The 16,131-nt window shown below is 61.9% G+C and carries 13 protein-coding genes; 6 read left to right on the top strand and 7 right to left on the bottom strand.

Going from position 1 to position 16,131, the window contains the following annotated elements; genetic code table 11:
• Positions 1-13: 13 nt before the first annotated feature.
• The 6 genes from BHMPCIPO_RS26905 to BHMPCIPO_RS26880 form a co-directional block, all read right to left on the bottom strand.
• Positions 14-3,046 carry an aminotransferase class III-fold pyridoxal phosphate-dependent enzyme gene (locus BHMPCIPO_RS26905; RefSeq protein ID WP_173519781.1) on the bottom strand — a complete coding sequence of 1,011 codons (3,033 nt, stop codon included), beginning with the start codon at positions 3,044-3,046 and terminating at the stop codon, positions 14-16.
• A gap of 14 nt (positions 3,047-3,060) precedes the next feature.
• Positions 3,061-3,720 (bottom strand): SDR family oxidoreductase, encoded by a 660-nt coding sequence (locus BHMPCIPO_RS26900; protein WP_173520204.1) that lies wholly within the window; start codon positions 3,718-3,720, stop codon positions 3,061-3,063.
• A gap of 10 nt (positions 3,721-3,730) precedes the next feature.
• Positions 3,731-5,386 carry an amino acid ABC transporter permease gene (locus BHMPCIPO_RS26895; RefSeq protein ID WP_173519780.1) on the bottom strand — a complete coding sequence of 552 codons (1,656 nt, stop codon included), beginning with the start codon at positions 5,384-5,386 and terminating at the stop codon, positions 3,731-3,733.
• 80 nt (positions 5,387-5,466) lie between these two features.
• Complete coding sequence (locus BHMPCIPO_RS26890) at positions 5,467-6,213, bottom strand: transporter substrate-binding domain-containing protein (protein WP_173519779.1); 747 nt, start codon at positions 6,211-6,213, stop codon at positions 5,467-5,469.
• A gap of 25 nt (positions 6,214-6,238) precedes the next feature.
• The gene (locus BHMPCIPO_RS26885; RefSeq protein ID WP_246304575.1) at positions 6,239-7,303 is read right to left on the bottom strand and encodes a LacI family DNA-binding transcriptional regulator; all 1,065 of its coding nucleotides are present in this window, start codon (positions 7,301-7,303) and stop codon (positions 6,239-6,241) included.
• A gap of 166 nt (positions 7,304-7,469) precedes the next feature.
• The gene (locus BHMPCIPO_RS26880) at positions 7,470-8,225 is read right to left on the bottom strand and encodes an SDR family NAD(P)-dependent oxidoreductase (RefSeq protein WP_173519778.1); all 756 of its coding nucleotides are present in this window, start codon (positions 8,223-8,225) and stop codon (positions 7,470-7,472) included.
• A gap of 338 nt (positions 8,226-8,563) precedes the next feature.
• On the opposite strand from BHMPCIPO_RS26880, the gene BHMPCIPO_RS26875 reads away from it, so the two are divergent.
• The 6 genes from BHMPCIPO_RS26875 (at position 8,564) to BHMPCIPO_RS26855 (ending at position 12,681) form a co-directional block, all read left to right on the top strand.
• A complete protein-coding gene (locus BHMPCIPO_RS26875) occupies positions 8,564-9,151 on the top strand; it encodes a L,D-transpeptidase (protein WP_173519777.1) in 588 nt (195 codons plus the stop codon).
• Positions 9,152-9,341: 190 nt separating this feature from the next.
• Positions 9,342-9,473 (top strand): ABC transporter, encoded by a 132-nt coding sequence (locus BHMPCIPO_RS33170; protein ID WP_077963089.1) that lies wholly within the window; start codon positions 9,342-9,344, stop codon positions 9,471-9,473.
• 152 nt (positions 9,474-9,625) lie between these two features.
• Positions 9,626-10,198: a hypothetical protein gene (locus tag BHMPCIPO_RS26870; RefSeq protein ID WP_173519776.1), complete on the top strand. Its 573-nt coding sequence runs from the start codon at positions 9,626-9,628 to the stop codon at positions 10,196-10,198.
• A gap of 227 nt (positions 10,199-10,425) precedes the next feature.
• Positions 10,426-11,013: a protein-S-isoprenylcysteine O-methyltransferase gene (locus tag BHMPCIPO_RS26865; RefSeq protein ID WP_173520202.1), complete on the top strand. Its 588-nt coding sequence runs from the start codon at positions 10,426-10,428 to the stop codon at positions 11,011-11,013.
• Between the two features lie 10 nt (positions 11,014-11,023).
• The gene (locus BHMPCIPO_RS26860; protein WP_173520201.1) at positions 11,024-11,806 is read left to right on the top strand and encodes a hypothetical protein; all 783 of its coding nucleotides are present in this window, start codon (positions 11,024-11,026) and stop codon (positions 11,804-11,806) included.
• Complete coding sequence (locus BHMPCIPO_RS26855; protein ID WP_173519775.1) at positions 11,803-12,681, top strand: SDR family NAD(P)-dependent oxidoreductase; 879 nt, start codon at positions 11,803-11,805, stop codon at positions 12,679-12,681. Before BHMPCIPO_RS26860 ends, BHMPCIPO_RS26855 begins: the two co-directional genes overlap by 4 nt.
• 182 nt (positions 12,682-12,863) lie before the next feature.
• Here BHMPCIPO_RS26855 and BHMPCIPO_RS26850 read toward each other — a convergent pair whose 3' ends face one another.
• A complete protein-coding gene (locus BHMPCIPO_RS26850) occupies positions 12,864-15,746 on the bottom strand; it encodes a DNA translocase FtsK (protein ID WP_173519774.1) in 2,883 nt (960 codons plus the stop codon).
• Positions 15,747-16,131: the final 385 nt, after the last annotated feature.

Genomic DNA, 16,131 nt, shown 5'->3' with positions numbered 1-16,131 from the left:
TTGGTCATTCCTGTCAGGGCGTTAGACGCCCGAGCGTCTCATCCAAAGCGTTGAGGAAGTAATCGCAATCCTCGGCGCTGAAGGGCGCCGGCGGCTTTACCTTCAGCACATTGTGGTGCGGCCCCTCGCTGCTCAAGAGAATGTGGTGCCTGCGCTTCAACTCGGCGATGACGAAGTCCAGTTCGCGCGCGGCCGGCTCCAGCGTCTCGCGGTCGCGCACCAATTCGATGCCGTTGAAGAGGCCGTGGCCGCGGACGTCGCCGACGATCGCATGCTTTCCGGCAAGCGCCCGCGCGCCATCCATCAACCGGTCGCCGACCACACGGCAATGATGCATCAGCCGTTCGTCGCGGATGACGTCGAGCACCGCAAGGCCGATCTCGGCCGAAACCGGGTTGCCGCCGAAGGTGTTGAAATACTCCATGCCATTGGCAAACGAGGCGGCGATTACCTCCGTCGTCATGACGGCCGCCATCGGATGGCCATTGCCGATCGGTTTGCCCATGGTGACGATATCGGGCACCACGCCCTGCAGTTCATGCGCCCACATGTGGCTACCGACGCGGCCGAAGCCCACCTGCACCTCGTCGGCAAGGCAGAGGCCGCCGGCGGCGCGCACATGCGCATAGGCCTCGCGCAAATAGCCTTCCGGCAGCGTCAACTGCCCGCCGGTGCCAAGAATGCCCTCGCTGAAAAACAGCGCCGGGCGGCGGCCATCGGCGGCAAGCGCTGCCACCTGATTGCGGACGTCCTCAGCATATTTGCGGCCGGCATCCGCATCCCCGTAGCGATAGCGCCCGCGGTAGAGATCCGGCATCTCGGCGACCTTCACATGCGCCTTCTGCCCCTCCCCGCCCCTGCCGGCGAACTTGTAGGGGCTGACGTCGATCAGGCTCGACAGATGGCCGTGATAGGCGTGATCGACGGTGATGATGTCGCGGTTACCGGTATAGGCACGCGCCAGCCGGATCGCCAGGTCATTCGCCTCGCTGCCGGAATTGACGAAGAAGCAGACATTCAGCGGATCCGGAAACTGCGCGGCAAGCCTTCGGGAATATTCGACCAGACTATCGTGCAGGTAGCGTGAATTGGTGTTCAGCCGCTGCACCTGCGCCTGCGCGGCTTTGACGACGCGCGGGTGGCAATGGCCGACGTGACAGACATTGTTGACCATGTCGAGCCAGCGCGTCCCCTCCTCGTCGATAAGATGCGCGCCCTCGCCGCTGACGATCTTCAGCGGTGCTGCGCTATAGGCGATGCTCAGCGACCGGCCGATACGGCGATGGCGCTCTCGCACCAGGAACGCCTTGTCGCGCGCGACGATCACCGACACCGGCACCGAGAGACCAAGCACGACACTCGGGTCCGGGCTCACCTCGCGCCACACCTGCCATTGATCGCGCACGCCGACGCCATGCATGCGGCCGCCAAGGCCGAGATGGTCGGTGACGATCTGGAAATGCAGGTGCGGCGCCCAGTTGCCGTTCTCCGCGACCGTGCCGAAGGCGGCGAAGACCTCGCCCTTGGCGATCGATTGCCCCTCGCAGAGCTTGGCGACGCTTTCGCGCGACAGGTGACCGTAGAGCGTCCAGAAGTGCACGCCGCTGTCGACCTCATGTTCGAGCAACACGGTCGGCCCAAAGCCATAGGCGACAGCATCATCGTGAATGAAGGCAACCTTGCCGGCAAAAGGTGCGGAAACCGGCTCGCCCGCCGGGGCGAAAATATCGACGCCGAGATGCACCGACCGACGTGCGCCCTTCGCTGCCGTTTCGTAGGCCTCGCCCTGATAGATCCCGCGGTCCTCGCCATAGCGACCGATGCCGAAGGCGGCATGTTCGCTGCCGATCTCAGCCGCGATCCTGGCCTCGGCCTCCGCCGCATCGAGGCTTGCCCATTGCGCAGCCTCCGGACCGGAGGCGGAGAAATCGAGCACCGTCACTTTCGGCTTGCTGACCGAGGGCCGTATGATCGATGCGAAGTCATGGGCGTTCTTTTCCAGCCAGCGGACGACCGCGGCCGCCTGCGGGATCGGCGCAAAGCCACAGGCGTCGCGGATGCGCGCCACGGCGATCTTACGGTTCTCGCTCCGCAGGCGATTGAGTTCGCGCCAGACATCCTCCTGACTGACCAGCAGGTAGGTGTTCTCGGGGTTCTCGCGGATCTGCTTGGCCGCCATGCACATGCTGACAGCGTAACGGGTCAGCACCAGATCGAAAACCAGTTCGACTTCCGCTTCGCTCAAGCGATTGACCTGATGGTAAGCACCGGCGAGCGCTGCGATGGTCCCAACCGGATCGTCCGATCCGATCAGCGCATAGGCCGAGGCGACGGCGACTTCGATCACGCGCCAGGTCTCGACCATGTCGCCGAAATCGAGCAGGCCGCTGACCTGACCCGTCTCGTCGAGCAGCACGTTGTAGTCATTGGCGTCATTGTGAATGACCTGCATCGGGCAGGTCGTAAGGCGCGGCAGAACCGCCGAGGTGAAATGATCGAGGATCGCGTCGACTGCCGCACGCTTGTCGGTGCCATCGATCAGCTCGACGGGTTTGCGATGCATGTCGGCCCGGCCGATGTCCCAGGCATAGAGCCGCTTGGCGCCGGCGTGGGAAAAGTCTTCCAGGCTGCGATCAAGGCCTGCCAGCAGGTGCCCGAGGCTTTGCACGCTGGCTGCGCTACGCATCGGCGCCTTCGCCCAGATGTCACCGGGCAGCCAGGAGAGAAGCCGCGCCGTACGCGCGCCGCGAAGTTCGATCTTGCTGGTGACGGCTCCAGAGCGGTCGCGAAGGGCCCGGGAAATCGGCAGGTCCGACGCCTTGGCGGCGAGGTGCTCGAGCACCGCCACCTGCATATCGAGTTCATTCGCGTCGCCGGCTGCGTGCAGCTTCAGAAGGAACTCCTGGCCATCGGCAGCGGAGACGCGATAATTGAGATCGTGCTCACCCGGCAGCGGCGAGAGGCTTGTCTCGATGCCGTAGGTCTCGCTGAGCCAGCCGCGGATCGTTGCCAACTCCTGCTCGGTTCTCAAATCTCTGTCTGCCATTTTCACTGTTCCTGTCACCACGAAACCCGCCGTCCTTCATAGGCGCGGAAGCTGCCGCTATCAGTCAAAACCGTCTTGTCGATGATCGCCTTCAGTCCAGCCGCGCTCTCTGCGACCGAAACGACGGCCTCGCTGCCGCCCATATCGGTCTGCACCCAGCCGGGATGCAGCGAGACGACGGAGATCCCGTCGCTGTTCAGGTCCTGCGCAAGCTTGACCGTCGCCATGTTCAGCGCTGCCTTCGAACAGCGATAGGCATAGTCGCCGTCGTCATCGTCGAGCGTGCCCTCGGCAAGCGAGCCGGCGCGGCTGCTGATGTTGGCGACCACCCGGCGCTCGCCGGCGCGCAGGTTCGCAAGGAGCGCTCGCGTCACCAGCAGCGGCGCCAGCGCGTTCACCCGCATCACATCGAGAAAGCCTTTCGTATCGAGTGTCGCGAGGCCACCAATGTCGCCGCGTACGGCCGCGTTGTTGATCAGCACGTCGATCGCGACGCCCTGGAGCGCCCGTCCAAGCGCATCAATCGAGGCAGGATCGGTAACGTCGAGCGCCAACCGATCCCTTGCATCTGGAGGGACCGGCCCGCGCTGACACGCGATGACCCGCCAGCCGTCCGCGGTGTAGATCCGCGCCAGTTCGGCGCCGAGTCCGCGGGAGGTGCCTGTAATCAGCACCGTCTGAGGTCTAGCGGTGCTTGATGTCATATTTCCGCTCGATCATGTTAACGAGGCTTGCCGCCGCCAGCGTCAGGAAGATGTAGAAGATCGCCGCCGAGTTATAGGGTGCAAACGGCAGGAAGCTTGCCGACTGGAACTCGCGCATGCGCTGGGTGATATCGCGGATCGACAGGATCGACAGCAGCGACGTATCCTTGAGGATCGCGATCAGCTCGTTGCCGAGCGGCGGAATGATGATCCGGAAGGCCTGCGGCAATACGACGAGCCGCGCCGTCTGCCAGCGGTTGAGACCGATGCTGCGCGCCGCCTCGATCTGGCCAACCGGTATGGCGTTGATGCCCGAGCGGAAGATCTCGGCGAGATAGGCCGAATAGGCAAGCGCCATGGCGACAATACCGCGCATCAGGTTTGGCGGGTCGAGCACGCCTTGCGTCGCATCTTTCAGTGCACCGCTCAAAGGCAGGCCGACATAGAGCACGATCACCAGCATCGGGATGCCGCGGATCGTATCGACGATGAATTCCGATCCGATCGCCAGCGGATGGCGCTGATGCAGGTAGCCGCCAAAGCTCAAGAGGCCGAGAATGATGGCAAGCACGGCGATGGTGACGCCGGCGGCGCGATCGCCATCATTCAATGCTTCGCTTTTCCAGAGGACCGGCATGTTGGTTGGTGCGGAGGCCGCCGGCAGCAGGGCCGCGGATACACCTTCGCCCTTGGCGATCGAGGCGAGCGCCTCAGTCGGGCCGACGAAGGTGCGCACCGGCGTTTCCGTCTGCGGGGCGCCATCGTATTGGCCGAAGCGCACGGCGCTGATCAGCCCCGCCGGTGTGTTGGTGACGATGCCGACCTTGCCGTCCAGCGTGCCCGCCAGCACATAGGCGTCGCGCGGCTGCAGCAGGAACCAGCCCGAGGCGAGCGCCAGCACCAGCGTGGCAAGCGCGAAATAGAGGCTGGTTCTGGCCGTTGATCTGAGCTGCAGCAGCCCGACCCAGACGAGGCCCATCAGCGCCGCCAGGATATAGGCGGCGATAGCCGCGCGGATGGTGGTCGCGACCCCTGCTGCAAAGGCGATATGGGCGAAAAAGAAGACGAAGACGAGACCCGCGCCGTTGACGAGGCCGGTGGTCCAGCGGGCAAAACGCCGCGCCTTTCCGTCGGAAGAGGCATCGGAACGACTACTCAGGAAATGGAGACCAAGTCCGACCACAGTGACAGCGAAATAGCTCGGAAACAGCCAGGCCTCGACGCCGCGCACCACAAGGTCGGCCGCCTCGGTCAGTTGCCGGGGCGTCACACCCTTGACGATCAGCGTCGACTTGAACGGATCGACGCCGTTGGCGACGACGGAGGCAACGAAGGGATGGATGTTGTGGCCAACGACGAGCACTGCGGCCGCAGCGAGATTGAGGAGCGCCGCCAGATTGGCCAGGCGCGGACGCGGCGCCTTGGCGCGCGAAAAGATGAGCACGGCAATGCCCGAGCAGAATGCGATTGCCAGTGCCAGAAAACCGGGCACGACGACGGAGGAGCCGTTTTCCACGCCGAGGATCGCCTTGAGCGAGCGCTGGTAGTCGCCGGAGGAGATGAAGAGATAGATGATGAAAGGCAGCGCGGTCAGGATGATCAGATTGCTCGGACGCACGCTTCTCAGGAACGACATTCATTCCTCCGGGGGCATGGACAAACAGACGGAAGACCCGGAGCGCGATGCGCACTCCGGGTCCGATTGGCATTGCGCGCTTATTTCAGGCCCCAATACTTGTTGATGAGCTGGTCGAGCGTGCCGTCGTCCTTGATCATCTTCAGGCCTTCGTTGAAGGCCGCGACGTTTTCATCGCCCTTGCGGAAAACGAGGCCGAGCGGATCTGATTCGAGGTCCTTGATGGCAACGACGAGTTCGCCGGCGAATTCGCGTTCGTAGGCGGCAGCGTTGGCGCCGTTGATCACGACGCCGTCGACGTCCTTGTTCTTGAGCGCGATGATCGCGGCGCTGAAGGTATCATAGGCGGCAACATTCTCCTTGCCGACGACACTCTCGGCAACCTGCGCGTCCGTCGTGTTCGCTTGGGCGGAGAGCTTTCTGCCGGCGTCCTTGAAGCGGTCGAGGGTGATGCCCTGATCTTCAACCCGCATCAGCACGGCCTGGCTGTTGACGATATAGGGATCGGAGAAGTCCATCGCCTTCTTGCGTTCCTCGGTGATCGAGACGCCCGATGCGACGAGGTCGAAATTGCCCTGGTCGAGGGCCGCGAAGATGCCGTCCCAGCCGGTGGTGATGAATTCGGCCTGGCAGTTGATCTTGGCGCAGACGGCATTGACCACGTCGACGTCGAAGCCGACGACCTGTCCGGTTGTCGGATCAATGCTCTCCATTGGCGGCGAGGTCGTGTCGGAGCCGACCTTCAGAAGCTTACCGCCGAGATCGGCGGCGTGGGAAACGCTCGAAGCAAGGGCCGCAACGGCCAGGGCAATCATCAGTCTTTTCATGGTTCTCCTCCTTGGATGATCAACTTTAAAGGCGGCCGCCGAGATTGTCGGGCTGGCGCGCGATCAGTGTCGGCCTGAAGACCTGCCGCAACGCCTTGGGGTCCTCGCCCTCCATGCGCCGTAGCAGGAACTGTCCGAGCGTGCGGCCGAGCACTTCGATCGGCTGGTAGAAGGTGGTGATCGGCGGGGTGAAATAGGCGCTGACATTGATGTCGTCATAGGCGATGACGTCGACGTCGACGCCGACCTGGCGCCCGAGGCTGCCGAGGCCCGAAAGCACGCCGAGCGTGGTGGATTCGTTGATGCAGACGAAAGCGGTCGGGGCATCGTCCAACTGCAGGAAGGCGATCACCGTCTGCCGACCGAAATGGGTCGAGAGATCGCCTTCGGCGATCAGCTCCATCGGCGCATCGAGGCCCGCCTCGCGGAAGGCCCTGACGAATCCGTCCACCCTGTCGAGCGCATAGGAAAGCCGCCGCTCCGGGTTGACGAGCGCGATCCGCCTGTGGCCGCCGGCAATCAGCCGTGCGGTCGCCGCATGCGCCGCCCATTCGTTGTCGATGTCGACATGGGCGTAGACGAGATCCTTGCGGCAGCGTCCCATCGAAACGAAGGGGAAGTGCTCGGCAACGAGCAGATCGATCCGCGGATCTTCCGCGAGAATGCCGGAGAAGATGAGCCCGTCAGCCAGTCCCTGATCGACGATCCGGCGTGCGGCTTCGGCGCCGTCGGCGGCATCGCGGATGACGTGCACCGACATACGATAATCCGTACCTTCAAGCGCCTGACTGATGCCGCTCAAGGTCTGCGTATATTCGACGCCGTCCCATTCGTAGTCGCGCGCTGCGGTCACCGGCATCAGGACCGCCGCTTGGAAGCTCTTGCCGGTGCGAAGCGCCATGCCGCGCGCATTCGCCTGATAGCCGACTTCACGCGCCGCCTTGAAGATGAGGTCACGGGTCGCCGGGGCGACCACGGGAGATTCACGCAGCGCCTTCGAGATCGTGGCGATGGAATAGCCGGTCATCTCGGCCAAGGTCTTGATCGTCGGCGTCGGCGCGCGCTGCGCCCTGTGCATCTCAGTCGCCATGCACCCTCCCCAGGCGTCGGCCTTTCCTGGAGATTAGACGTAGCAGCCAATAAAAACGTTTTCAAGGAAAATAAAAACGTTTTTATTGAAACAAGGCATTTCGCGCCAGAACGCCCGCTGGACCAGCGGATAGATTGTGCTGCAATCAGTGAGTTGTTCAGCCTGCTCAGTGAGCGGTGTAGGCGCCGTCCACGAGATGAACGCTGCCGGTAATAAAGCTCGCCTGCTCCGACAGCAGGAAACAGATCAGGGCCGCAACCTCTTCTGGCGTACCGCGACGCCCCATCGGTTGCAGCGACATCATCCGCCTGCTGCTTGCGACGTCCGCATTGTCCGAGGACAGTGGCGTGTCGATCCAACCCGGCGCCACGGCATTGATGCGAATCCCTGCGCGGGCATACTCGATCGCGGCCGCCTTCGTCAGCCCGACCACTGCGTGCTTGGCGGCCGTGTAGGCGGCGGCAGTCGGCAGAGCAACCGAGCCGAGAATGGAAGCCGTATTGACGATAGCGCCCCCTCCGCACCCTGACATGGCCGCGAGCTCGTACTTCATACAGTAGAAAACGCCGTGCAGATTGACGTTCATCAATGCGTGCCAACCATCAATCGGGTAGTCGGCTGTCGCCTTGCGGACGCCCTCGACCCCGGCATTGTTGACCGCCAGATGTAAGCCGCCACAGGTCTGCAGGGCAAACGCCACCAGCTTCTCCACAGCGACCGCATCGGCAACGTCGACCGCGACGTTATGGGCCTTGCCCCCCTTCGAGCGGATATCCTCGGCGACCAGACGCACAGCGTCAGCATCGACATCGGCAGCGATCACTTCCGCCCCCTCTGCCGCGAGTTGCCGACACACGGCTGCGCCAATTCCGGAACCTGCGCCGGTTACGACCGCAACCTTGCCAGCGAAGCCTAGATTCATTCTATCATTCCTAACTGTCACGCTCCGACTAATCGAGCGCGCACGACATCGCAAGTCATTTCATGACCTTCATTTGGGAGGCAACAACTTTCCAGCTATCCGACCGAAATAACACGCAGAATGGCGATATTCTTTGAGGCAATTCATACCATAACGCCTCGGTCCTCCTAAAGAATATACAATCTTTTCAGTGATTTTCCCCACGGCGCAAGCAAAAAGCGACGACCGTTCAGGCATCTATCCTATCGCCGCTATTGGTTTGACTGATTGGAACTTGGCTGCAAAATATTGTCATGTTAAAAGCGAGTCGAGGGGACCATTTTTCTCAGCAGGTAAAGATGGACAATCACCGCATTACACGGAGAGCCCTGGTCATCGGCAGCCTTGCTCTGCTGACCGGGTGCAGTTCAAGCTGGCAGGGCGTTTCCCTTCCATCCTTGTACGGCGGAACCCCCGGCGTGGACCCTCGCTACCGACGACGGCACGTGCGCTTTGAAGGCGATGAGCCCGCGGGAACTATCCTCGTCGACACAACCCAGCGCTATCTCTATGCGATTGAAGATGGTGGTTGGGCGATGCGCTATGGCATTGGCGTCGGTGAAGAGGGGCTTACACTCAAGGGACGGGCCGTCGTCGGCCGAAAGGCCGAATGGCCATCATGGACGCCGACCGCAAGCATGATCCGACGCAAACCGGAACTGGCGCAATACGCTGGTGGCGTTTCCGGCGGCCCGCACAACCCGTTGGGGGCGTCAGCGTTGTACCTTTATCGCAATGGGCAGGATACCAAGTTCCGCCTCCACGGCACGAATGCGCCTTGGACCATTGGGCAGGCCGTTTCCAATGGCTGCATCCGACTGACGAATAATGATATCGTCGATCTTTATTCCCGAACGCCAATTGGAACTCCGGTATTGATCATTTGATGGCGTACTCTATCTGACTGCGGTATTGGGGTAAGGCCGACATGCTTTTGGCGCACTGTTTAAAATTCGGTAACGATAAACCGGATGACCAGTGTGCCCTTTCCGCACTAGGCCGAATCTTGAATTGCCACTAATACTATGAATGTTGCCTTCGAATACCCATTCCGACCAGAGAGGAAAGGACTTATTGATGAGCAGAATTCTAATCGTTACAGTTGCGTTGCTTTCGGTTGCCAGCCTCGCCGCCTGCGGGACCATCGGCAAAGGAAAAGGCAAGGCGCCGCCACCAGTGGCCGAAGAACCAGCGCCCGTTTACAAATAGTTACAGACCTTAGTTCGGGGAGGGCCTCACGGTCCTTCCCGCCCTATCTGATCGTGGCCGGCCCGGTCACACGTCGCAGCACGGGAGATCGGAACGCCCCCTAAAGTGGCAAATCCAAAGGCTCATCAGAATTCGGGAGATATGGCGCAGTAATGAAGCGTTCACGAGGTCGTATTTCGTTCGCTGTCTTGGCCGCATTGGCGGTTACGGCATGTCAATCGCAAGATAAGAGTCCTCAGCCACGGTTTGTCTCAAGCGTTGCGGGCAGCGCGACACAGCAGCGCGAACAGGGCTATTTCATCGAATTTCGCTCTCGTTATGCGCTCAGCTACGGCCACTCCTATGTGGTTTTCGGCCGCCTCAGCAAGTCGGGGGCAATGGTCAATCCGGAGGTTGCCGGACTTGCCCCGGCAACAAACGATACCGCTCCCTACGTTCTCGGCCATGTTCTGCCCGTCCCGGCTGAAACCGGCGCGAGCGACGGGGACCTGGAGGAACAGTACCGGTCTGCAAGTTGGCGCGTCATGTTGACCGAACCGGAGTATCGGGACGTCGTCGCCAAGATCCGAAAGCTCAAAGGCGAAGCCAAATTCTGGCATGCGTCGCTCTACAACTGCAATGCCTTTGTGGCCGACATCGCGCGCTCCATGGGCTACAAGACTCCCGGCATCTGGCTCAGACCGCAGCAATTCATTACAAGGCTTCGCGAAATGAACGGCGGTTGAATTTGACCTGCCCCAGCGCCGCGCGTCTTATCAGATGCCCAAAGAACGATTGCGCCGCCAACAGTTGCCCTTTATGCCCGTAAACGGCGATCGAAATCCGACCAAGCCATTGTGCCTCGCGACTGCAGCACCGGCACGTGTCAGGCGGGAGCGATCATGCCGTTTGTACTTGACAACCGCAGCGGCGTTCAGCACCGCAGCGGGAACTTAGGTGGTTCAACGTGAACATATCCGTCGCCTCCATCGGCGAAATCCTCTGGGTCATAGGCATTGTGGCTTGGTATGTTGTCCGCTACCCATTCGAGCGCCGCGCAAGGCGTGTACGGGTGATGAGCAGTCGGCGCTCACCAACCGATACTGTGGGCCTGGCCGCCGCCCTGCTGGGCCTTGCCATTGTGCCTGGGCTTTATGTTGCAACGGGAATCCCGAGATTTGCCGACTATCCCGCACTTCCATGGATGGTGGGCCTTGGCGCGCTCATCTTTGCCATGGCGCTGTGGACATTCCGTCGGACCCACAAGGCACTCGGCCGCAACTGGTCGATCTCGCTGGAGATTCGCGAAAAGCATCAGTTGATCAGCAATGGGCCCTACGCCCTCGTGCGCCACCCGATGTATACGAGTTTCCTGCTCATGGGAATCGGCCAGATGTTTTTGCTGTCAAACTGGGTGGTTGGGCTTGCGGGCATCCTCGGCTTCGCTTTGCTTTTTTTCTTGCGCGTGGGCAAGGAGGAGCGCCTGATGCTGGAATTCTTCGGTCCTGAATATCGCGCCTACATGGACAGGACGAAGCGGATAATACCCTATCTTTATTAGAGGTGGCATGATGCGGGGCCGACCGGTCAAGCTTTCTGCAGGACGACGCCTTGTCGGGGATCTCATGAGGTTTTCGATAGCCGTGCCGCGGGTTACGGTACAAAGGCAAATGAACATCCGCGCGCTGCAGAGCGCCAGGATCAGCCAGTCAGAACGCCCGTCATGGACGGTCCTCTTTCTCAAAGGTTATGGGCTTCTTTCGAGGGAGCTCCCGGAGTTTCGTCGGGCTTATGTCAAGCTGCCGAAAACGCAGCTCTATGAATACCCGGGAAGCATTGCGTCCATTGCGCATGAGCGCGAACACGAGGGTGAAAAGGTTGTGCTTCTCAGTACGATCAAAACGCCGGAGCGCCGGTCCATTCCCGAGTTGAGCGTCTTGCTCCAGGAGGCGCGATCACGTCCGGTGCTTGAGATCCGGGAGTTCCGACGCGCACTGAAGATTGCGCGGTTGCCGACGCCGCTGCGACGGCTGCTGATGTGGCTCAGTCTGAACATGGGACGTCAACGGGGTCATCGATTCGGCACCTTTCAGTTGTCTGTCTATTCCGGTCTCGGCGCCGAGTCGCTCAATCCGCTGACGCCGCTCACGACGCTCCTCAACTATGGACCGATCGGCGAGGACGGATCGGTCACTGTGCGCATTCACTATGATCATCGCGTCATGGACGGAGCCAACGTGGCGCGTGCCTTAGTTCGTTTCGAAGAAATACTGAACGGAGAGGTCGCTGAGGAAGTGGCGAGCCTGTCCGAAGTTGGAATCCCGCCAATTGCGGCGTCGGAGTCGTCGGCATGACGTCAGATCAAAAGCCACAGCCGGCAATCGTCGTCGTCGGAGCGTCCAGGGGCATAGGCAGAGCAATTGCCGAGCTTGCCGCACGGGACGGTTCACCCGTCGTCCTGATCGCGCGATCGATGGAAAACCTGCGAGCGGTGGAAACCACGATCGTGCAGGCGGGCGGCACGGCATTCGCCCTTGCGCTCGACCTCACCTCAGACGACGCAACGACGGACCTGGAAGAATTCCTGTCAAGCCGAGACCTCGTCTGCGACGTTCTCGTCAATAGTGCCGGCTACGGGTTGCGCGGCGGGGCGACTGCTTTGCCAATTGCTGACCAGATTGGAATGATCGACGTCAACATTCGCGCCCTGGCTGACCTGACATTGCGCCTGTTGCCTGGCATGGTGGCACGACGCCGTGGTGGCGTCATCAACCTGGCTTCGGTTGCCAGTTTCGTCCCCGGCCCGTACATGGCGATGTATTATGCAAGCAAGGCATTCGTGCACTCCTTTTCCGCAGCACTGCATCAGGAGACCCGAAAGGCGGGCGTAGCGGTGACCTGCGTTGCGCCGGGGCCGGTATCGACCGAATTCCTCGAAAAGTCTGGCGCCAATAGGGCTGCATTGTTCAAGGTTTTGCCAAAAGTCACTCCGGAATATGTGGCAATATGCGCCTGGCGAGGCTTCAAAGCACGCCGGCGGCTGGTCATTCCCGGCATTTCCGCGAAACTGGCGATCTTGACGGCGGGAATACTTCCCTCTGCGGCGTTATTGCCGCTGGTCGGCCGGCTGCAATTGCGCGGCAACGACCCCTGCCCTTGCGGATCCGGCAGGATGCTCAAGAACTGCTGCCGCGCAGGCCACCCCAAAAGCGGGACAGCCTCGGCTTGATCCGTCCGTGTGGACCGCGCAGACAAGCGCGTCGCTATCGCAATACCGTCGCGCACCTTTGCGCGACAGGCCGCCAACCGGATATCTAAGGTATAAGAAGAACAAAGAAGCGCTCCGTGTCGCCGCACTGCGGGAACACGGAGCGCTTCAAATCGACACCGGTTGCGGAAGGCGAACCCCAATCAATCCATGTCGTCGTTGTCGGGCGCACTCATGTGATCGCGGTTGCCGTAGATGATCTCGCGCTTGCCGACATGGTTGGCGGGACCGACGAGGCCTTCCTTTTCCATGCGTTCGACCAGCGAAGCGGCACGATTGTAGCCGACGCCGAGGCGGCGCTGAATGTAGGAAGTCGAGCACTTCTTGTCGCGCAGGACCACCTTGACCGCCTGGTCGTAGAGTTCGTTGCCGTCTTCGGAGGCAAGCGCGCTCTTGTCGAAAATGGGGGTCTCTTCCTGGGGCTCCTCTTCCTCCTCGTCGGCCGTGACGGTCTCGAGGTATTCCGGACGCCCTTGGGTCTTCAGATGCGCGACCACGTGTTCGACCTCCAGGTCGGAGACGAAGGGACCGTGGACGCGGGCGATGCGTCCACCGCCCTGCATGTGCAGCATGTCGCCTTGGCCGAGCAGTTGTTCGGCACCCTGTTCGCCGAGGATCGTGCGGCTGTCGATCTTCGAGGTGACCTGGAACGAGATGCGGGTCGGGAAGTTCGCCTTGATCGTGCCGGTGATGACGTCGACCGACGGACGCTGCGTCGCCATGATCAGGTGGATACCGGCGGCACGCGCCATCTGCGCCAGGCGCTGGATCGCGCCTTCGATCTCTTTGCCGGCGACCATCATCAGGTCGGCCATCTCGTCGACGATGACGACGATATAGGGCATCGGCGCCAGATCCATTTCCTGCTGCTCGAACAGCGGCTCGCCGGTGCCCTTCTCGAAGCCGGTCTGAACCGTGCACATCACGGGCTCACCCTTTTCGCGGGCGGCAGCGGCGCGCTGGTTGTAGCCGTCGATGTTGCGCACACCGAGCCTGGACATCTTCCGGTACCGGTCTTCCATCTCGCGCACGGCCCATTTCAGCGCCATCACGGCCTTTTTCGGGTCGGTAACGACGGGGGTGAGCAGGTGCGGGATGCCGTCATAGACGGAGAGCTCGAGCATCTTCGGATCGACCATGATCAGACGGCACTCTTCAGGCTTCAACCGGTAGAGCAGCGACAGGATCATCGTGTTGATCGCCACCGACTTGCCCGAGCCGGTGGTGCCGGCGACGAGCAGGTGCGGCATCTTCGCAAGCTCGGCGATGACAGGCTCACCGCCGATGGTCTTGCCGAGGCAGAGTGCCAGCTTGTAGCCAGTCTTGCGGAAATCGACGGATTCGATCAGCTCGCGGAAATAAACGGTCTCGCGGGTGGCGTTCGGCAGTTCGATGCCGATGACGTTGCGCCCGGGGACAACCGCGACGCGGGCCGAAAGCGCCGACATGGAGCGGGCGATATCGTCTGCGAGGTTGATGACGCGGGACGATTTCACACCGGGTGCCGGCTCGAATTCATAGAGGGTGACGACCGGGCCAGGGCGAACATGGATGATCTCCCCCTTGACGCCGAAGTCCTCTAGCACGCTTTCGAGCAGACCAGCATTCTGTTCGAGCTGCTCCTGGGTCATGAAGAAGCCCTGGCCGACTGGCGCTTCCTGCAACAAGTCTTCGGACGGGAACTCGTAGCTGTCGGCGCTCGAGGCGCGATCGGTGGTGCCAATGGGCGGCAAGGCACTCGGCGCACGCGTGACCTGGGCCGGCATGGTGATCGCCGCCTTGGAGGCGACCGGCGCCGGCTGCTCGATTTCGACCGGTTCGGCATCGATGATTTCCGGTTCGGTGGTAACGACGACCGCAGGTGTCTCGGCAATCGCAGCGGGGGCCGGAGCAATCGCCGTAAGGGGCTCGGCGGCGACAGCAGGCTGCAACGGAGCTGGAACATCCTCTGCCTTCGCGCCGCGGACATCGACGACGCGAAACAGCGAAGTGATCGCCGTCGGCGGCATGCGGCGGATTTCGACCGGACGCACCGGTGCAGACGGGACAGTAGCAACGGGAGGGGGCAACGGCGCAATCTGCACGGGCGCAGGGGTCTCGACGAAGGGCTTTGGGTGCGTGGCTTCCTCGGCAGCGATTTGGACATCATCGGCCGGGCCGAATTCGAAGAAAGCGAAGTCGGACAGGAAGCTCGAACGCACGGCGCTATGATCGGCAGCCGGGCTGGCCGGTTCTGGAGCGGGCGCGGGCTGAACTTCCGCGACAGGTTCGGAAACGACGATCGGCGTCGTGAGAACCGGCGCAAGCGAGACGCTGTCATCGGCCGGAGCCTCGGCGCGCTCGAGCATCGCCGGCTCGATCGTGTTCTGTGCCGCGGTCCAGGTCGGGAGCTGGTTGGTCAGCATGCGCAACAGTTCGGATGGGCTATAGGACGGCAGTGTGACCTCGGCCCGCGGCCCGGCGCCAACAGCAGGAGCGGATGCTTCCGTCTGCACCGGTTCGGCCGGTACCGTCACGGCGAGCTCGATTACTTCGGCAGAAGCTGGCACAGGCTCCACCACCACCTCGACGGTTGCCGCGTCGACTTCGGCCGCCGACGTTTCGCCGGTGGCGGTTTCGCGTTCCCCGACCTGCGGCGCGCGCCGCTTCATGAATTCGCGCTCCGGCGTACGGGTGAAGCGGACGTTCGGCGCCAGGAAGAAATGGCTCTCCCAGGTCGAATCGCCATAGTGGCCGGCAATCTCCGACAACGTCGGCAGCGGCTCGCTGGTCGTCGCGGTCACCTGTGCCGGCGCATAGGCCGAGCCCTGACCATAAAGGCGCGTCGCGCGGCCAAACGTTTCGGCCTGCTGGTTGGCCGGACGGCGGGGCGCCGCCGGCGCCTCGTACAACTGATAGGGGTCGGCGGTTTCCGCCTCATGGGTGGGCATACCGCTCAACGCATCGTCATGCGGACCATCGAAATAATCCGCCTGGTTTGCATCATGCAAAGCAGCCTGTGAGAAGTTTGTCCTGGGAATACGCATGGGTCCTGGAAGAGCTAGAGACATCGCCGCGGGGCCTTCTAAGCGATAGGAAATGAAGGTTAACAAGTCCCTTCCAACGCCCCGTATCGAGCCGACAGCCGGGGTCTATAGCCGCCTTCCCCGAGGCGAGAAACGTCCTCAACGCCCGGCGCCCCAATGGGCCCCGCGGCGTTCCGTCGCCGCGGTCACTGAGAAGAAAAATATTTCTGGAGGAAAGCCAAACTGGCGCATGGGGCCAGCGCATGTGGTGGCGCGCTATCAGTGCCACCGGGAAAACGAATCGGGCCGACGCGCAGTTGAATGGCGGGATTGCAGTCTCTCACCGCCTGCCTCCTTGCGCCGCTGAATTTCCCGAAACCGATCGCGGTTGCGATTGCCGATGGAA

The sequence above is a fragment of the Ensifer sesbaniae genome, from assembly GCF_013283665.1.
Lineage (GTDB): Bacteria > Pseudomonadota > Alphaproteobacteria > Rhizobiales > Rhizobiaceae > Ensifer > Ensifer sesbaniae.
Note: the sequence above shows the minus strand (reverse complement) of the source record. Positions and strands in the feature narration are given on the sequence as shown.

Coding starts and splice junctions, on each gene's coding strand:
- BHMPCIPO_RS33170 (WP_077963089.1), top strand. CDS start 9,342: ATGAGCAGAATTCTAATCGTTACAGTTGCGTTGCTTTCGGTTGCCAGC.
- BHMPCIPO_RS26870 (WP_173519776.1), top strand. CDS start 9,626: ATGAAGCGTTCACGAGGTCGTATTTCGTTCGCTGTCTTGGCCGCATTG.
- BHMPCIPO_RS26850 (WP_173519774.1), bottom strand. CDS start 15,746: ATGCGTATTCCCAGGACAAACTTCTCACAGGCTGCTTTGCATGATGCA.
- BHMPCIPO_RS26880 (WP_173519778.1), bottom strand. CDS start 8,225: ATGAATCTAGGCTTCGCTGGCAAGGTTGCGGTCGTAACCGGCGCAGGT.
- BHMPCIPO_RS26905 (WP_173519781.1), bottom strand. CDS start 3,046: ATGGCAGACAGAGATTTGAGAACCGAGCAGGAGTTGGCAACGATCCGC.
- BHMPCIPO_RS26855 (WP_173519775.1), top strand. CDS start 11,803: ATGACGTCAGATCAAAAGCCACAGCCGGCAATCGTCGTCGTCGGAGCG.
- BHMPCIPO_RS26860 (WP_173520201.1), top strand. CDS start 11,024: ATGCGGGGCCGACCGGTCAAGCTTTCTGCAGGACGACGCCTTGTCGGG.
- BHMPCIPO_RS26895 (WP_173519780.1), bottom strand. CDS start 5,386: ATGTCGTTCCTGAGAAGCGTGCGTCCGAGCAATCTGATCATCCTGACC.
- BHMPCIPO_RS26885 (WP_246304575.1), bottom strand. CDS start 7,303: ATGGCGACTGAGATGCACAGGGCGCAGCGCGCGCCGACGCCGACGATC.
- BHMPCIPO_RS26890 (WP_173519779.1), bottom strand. CDS start 6,213: ATGAAAAGACTGATGATTGCCCTGGCCGTTGCGGCCCTTGCTTCGAGC.
- BHMPCIPO_RS26875 (WP_173519777.1), top strand. CDS start 8,564: ATGGACAATCACCGCATTACACGGAGAGCCCTGGTCATCGGCAGCCTT.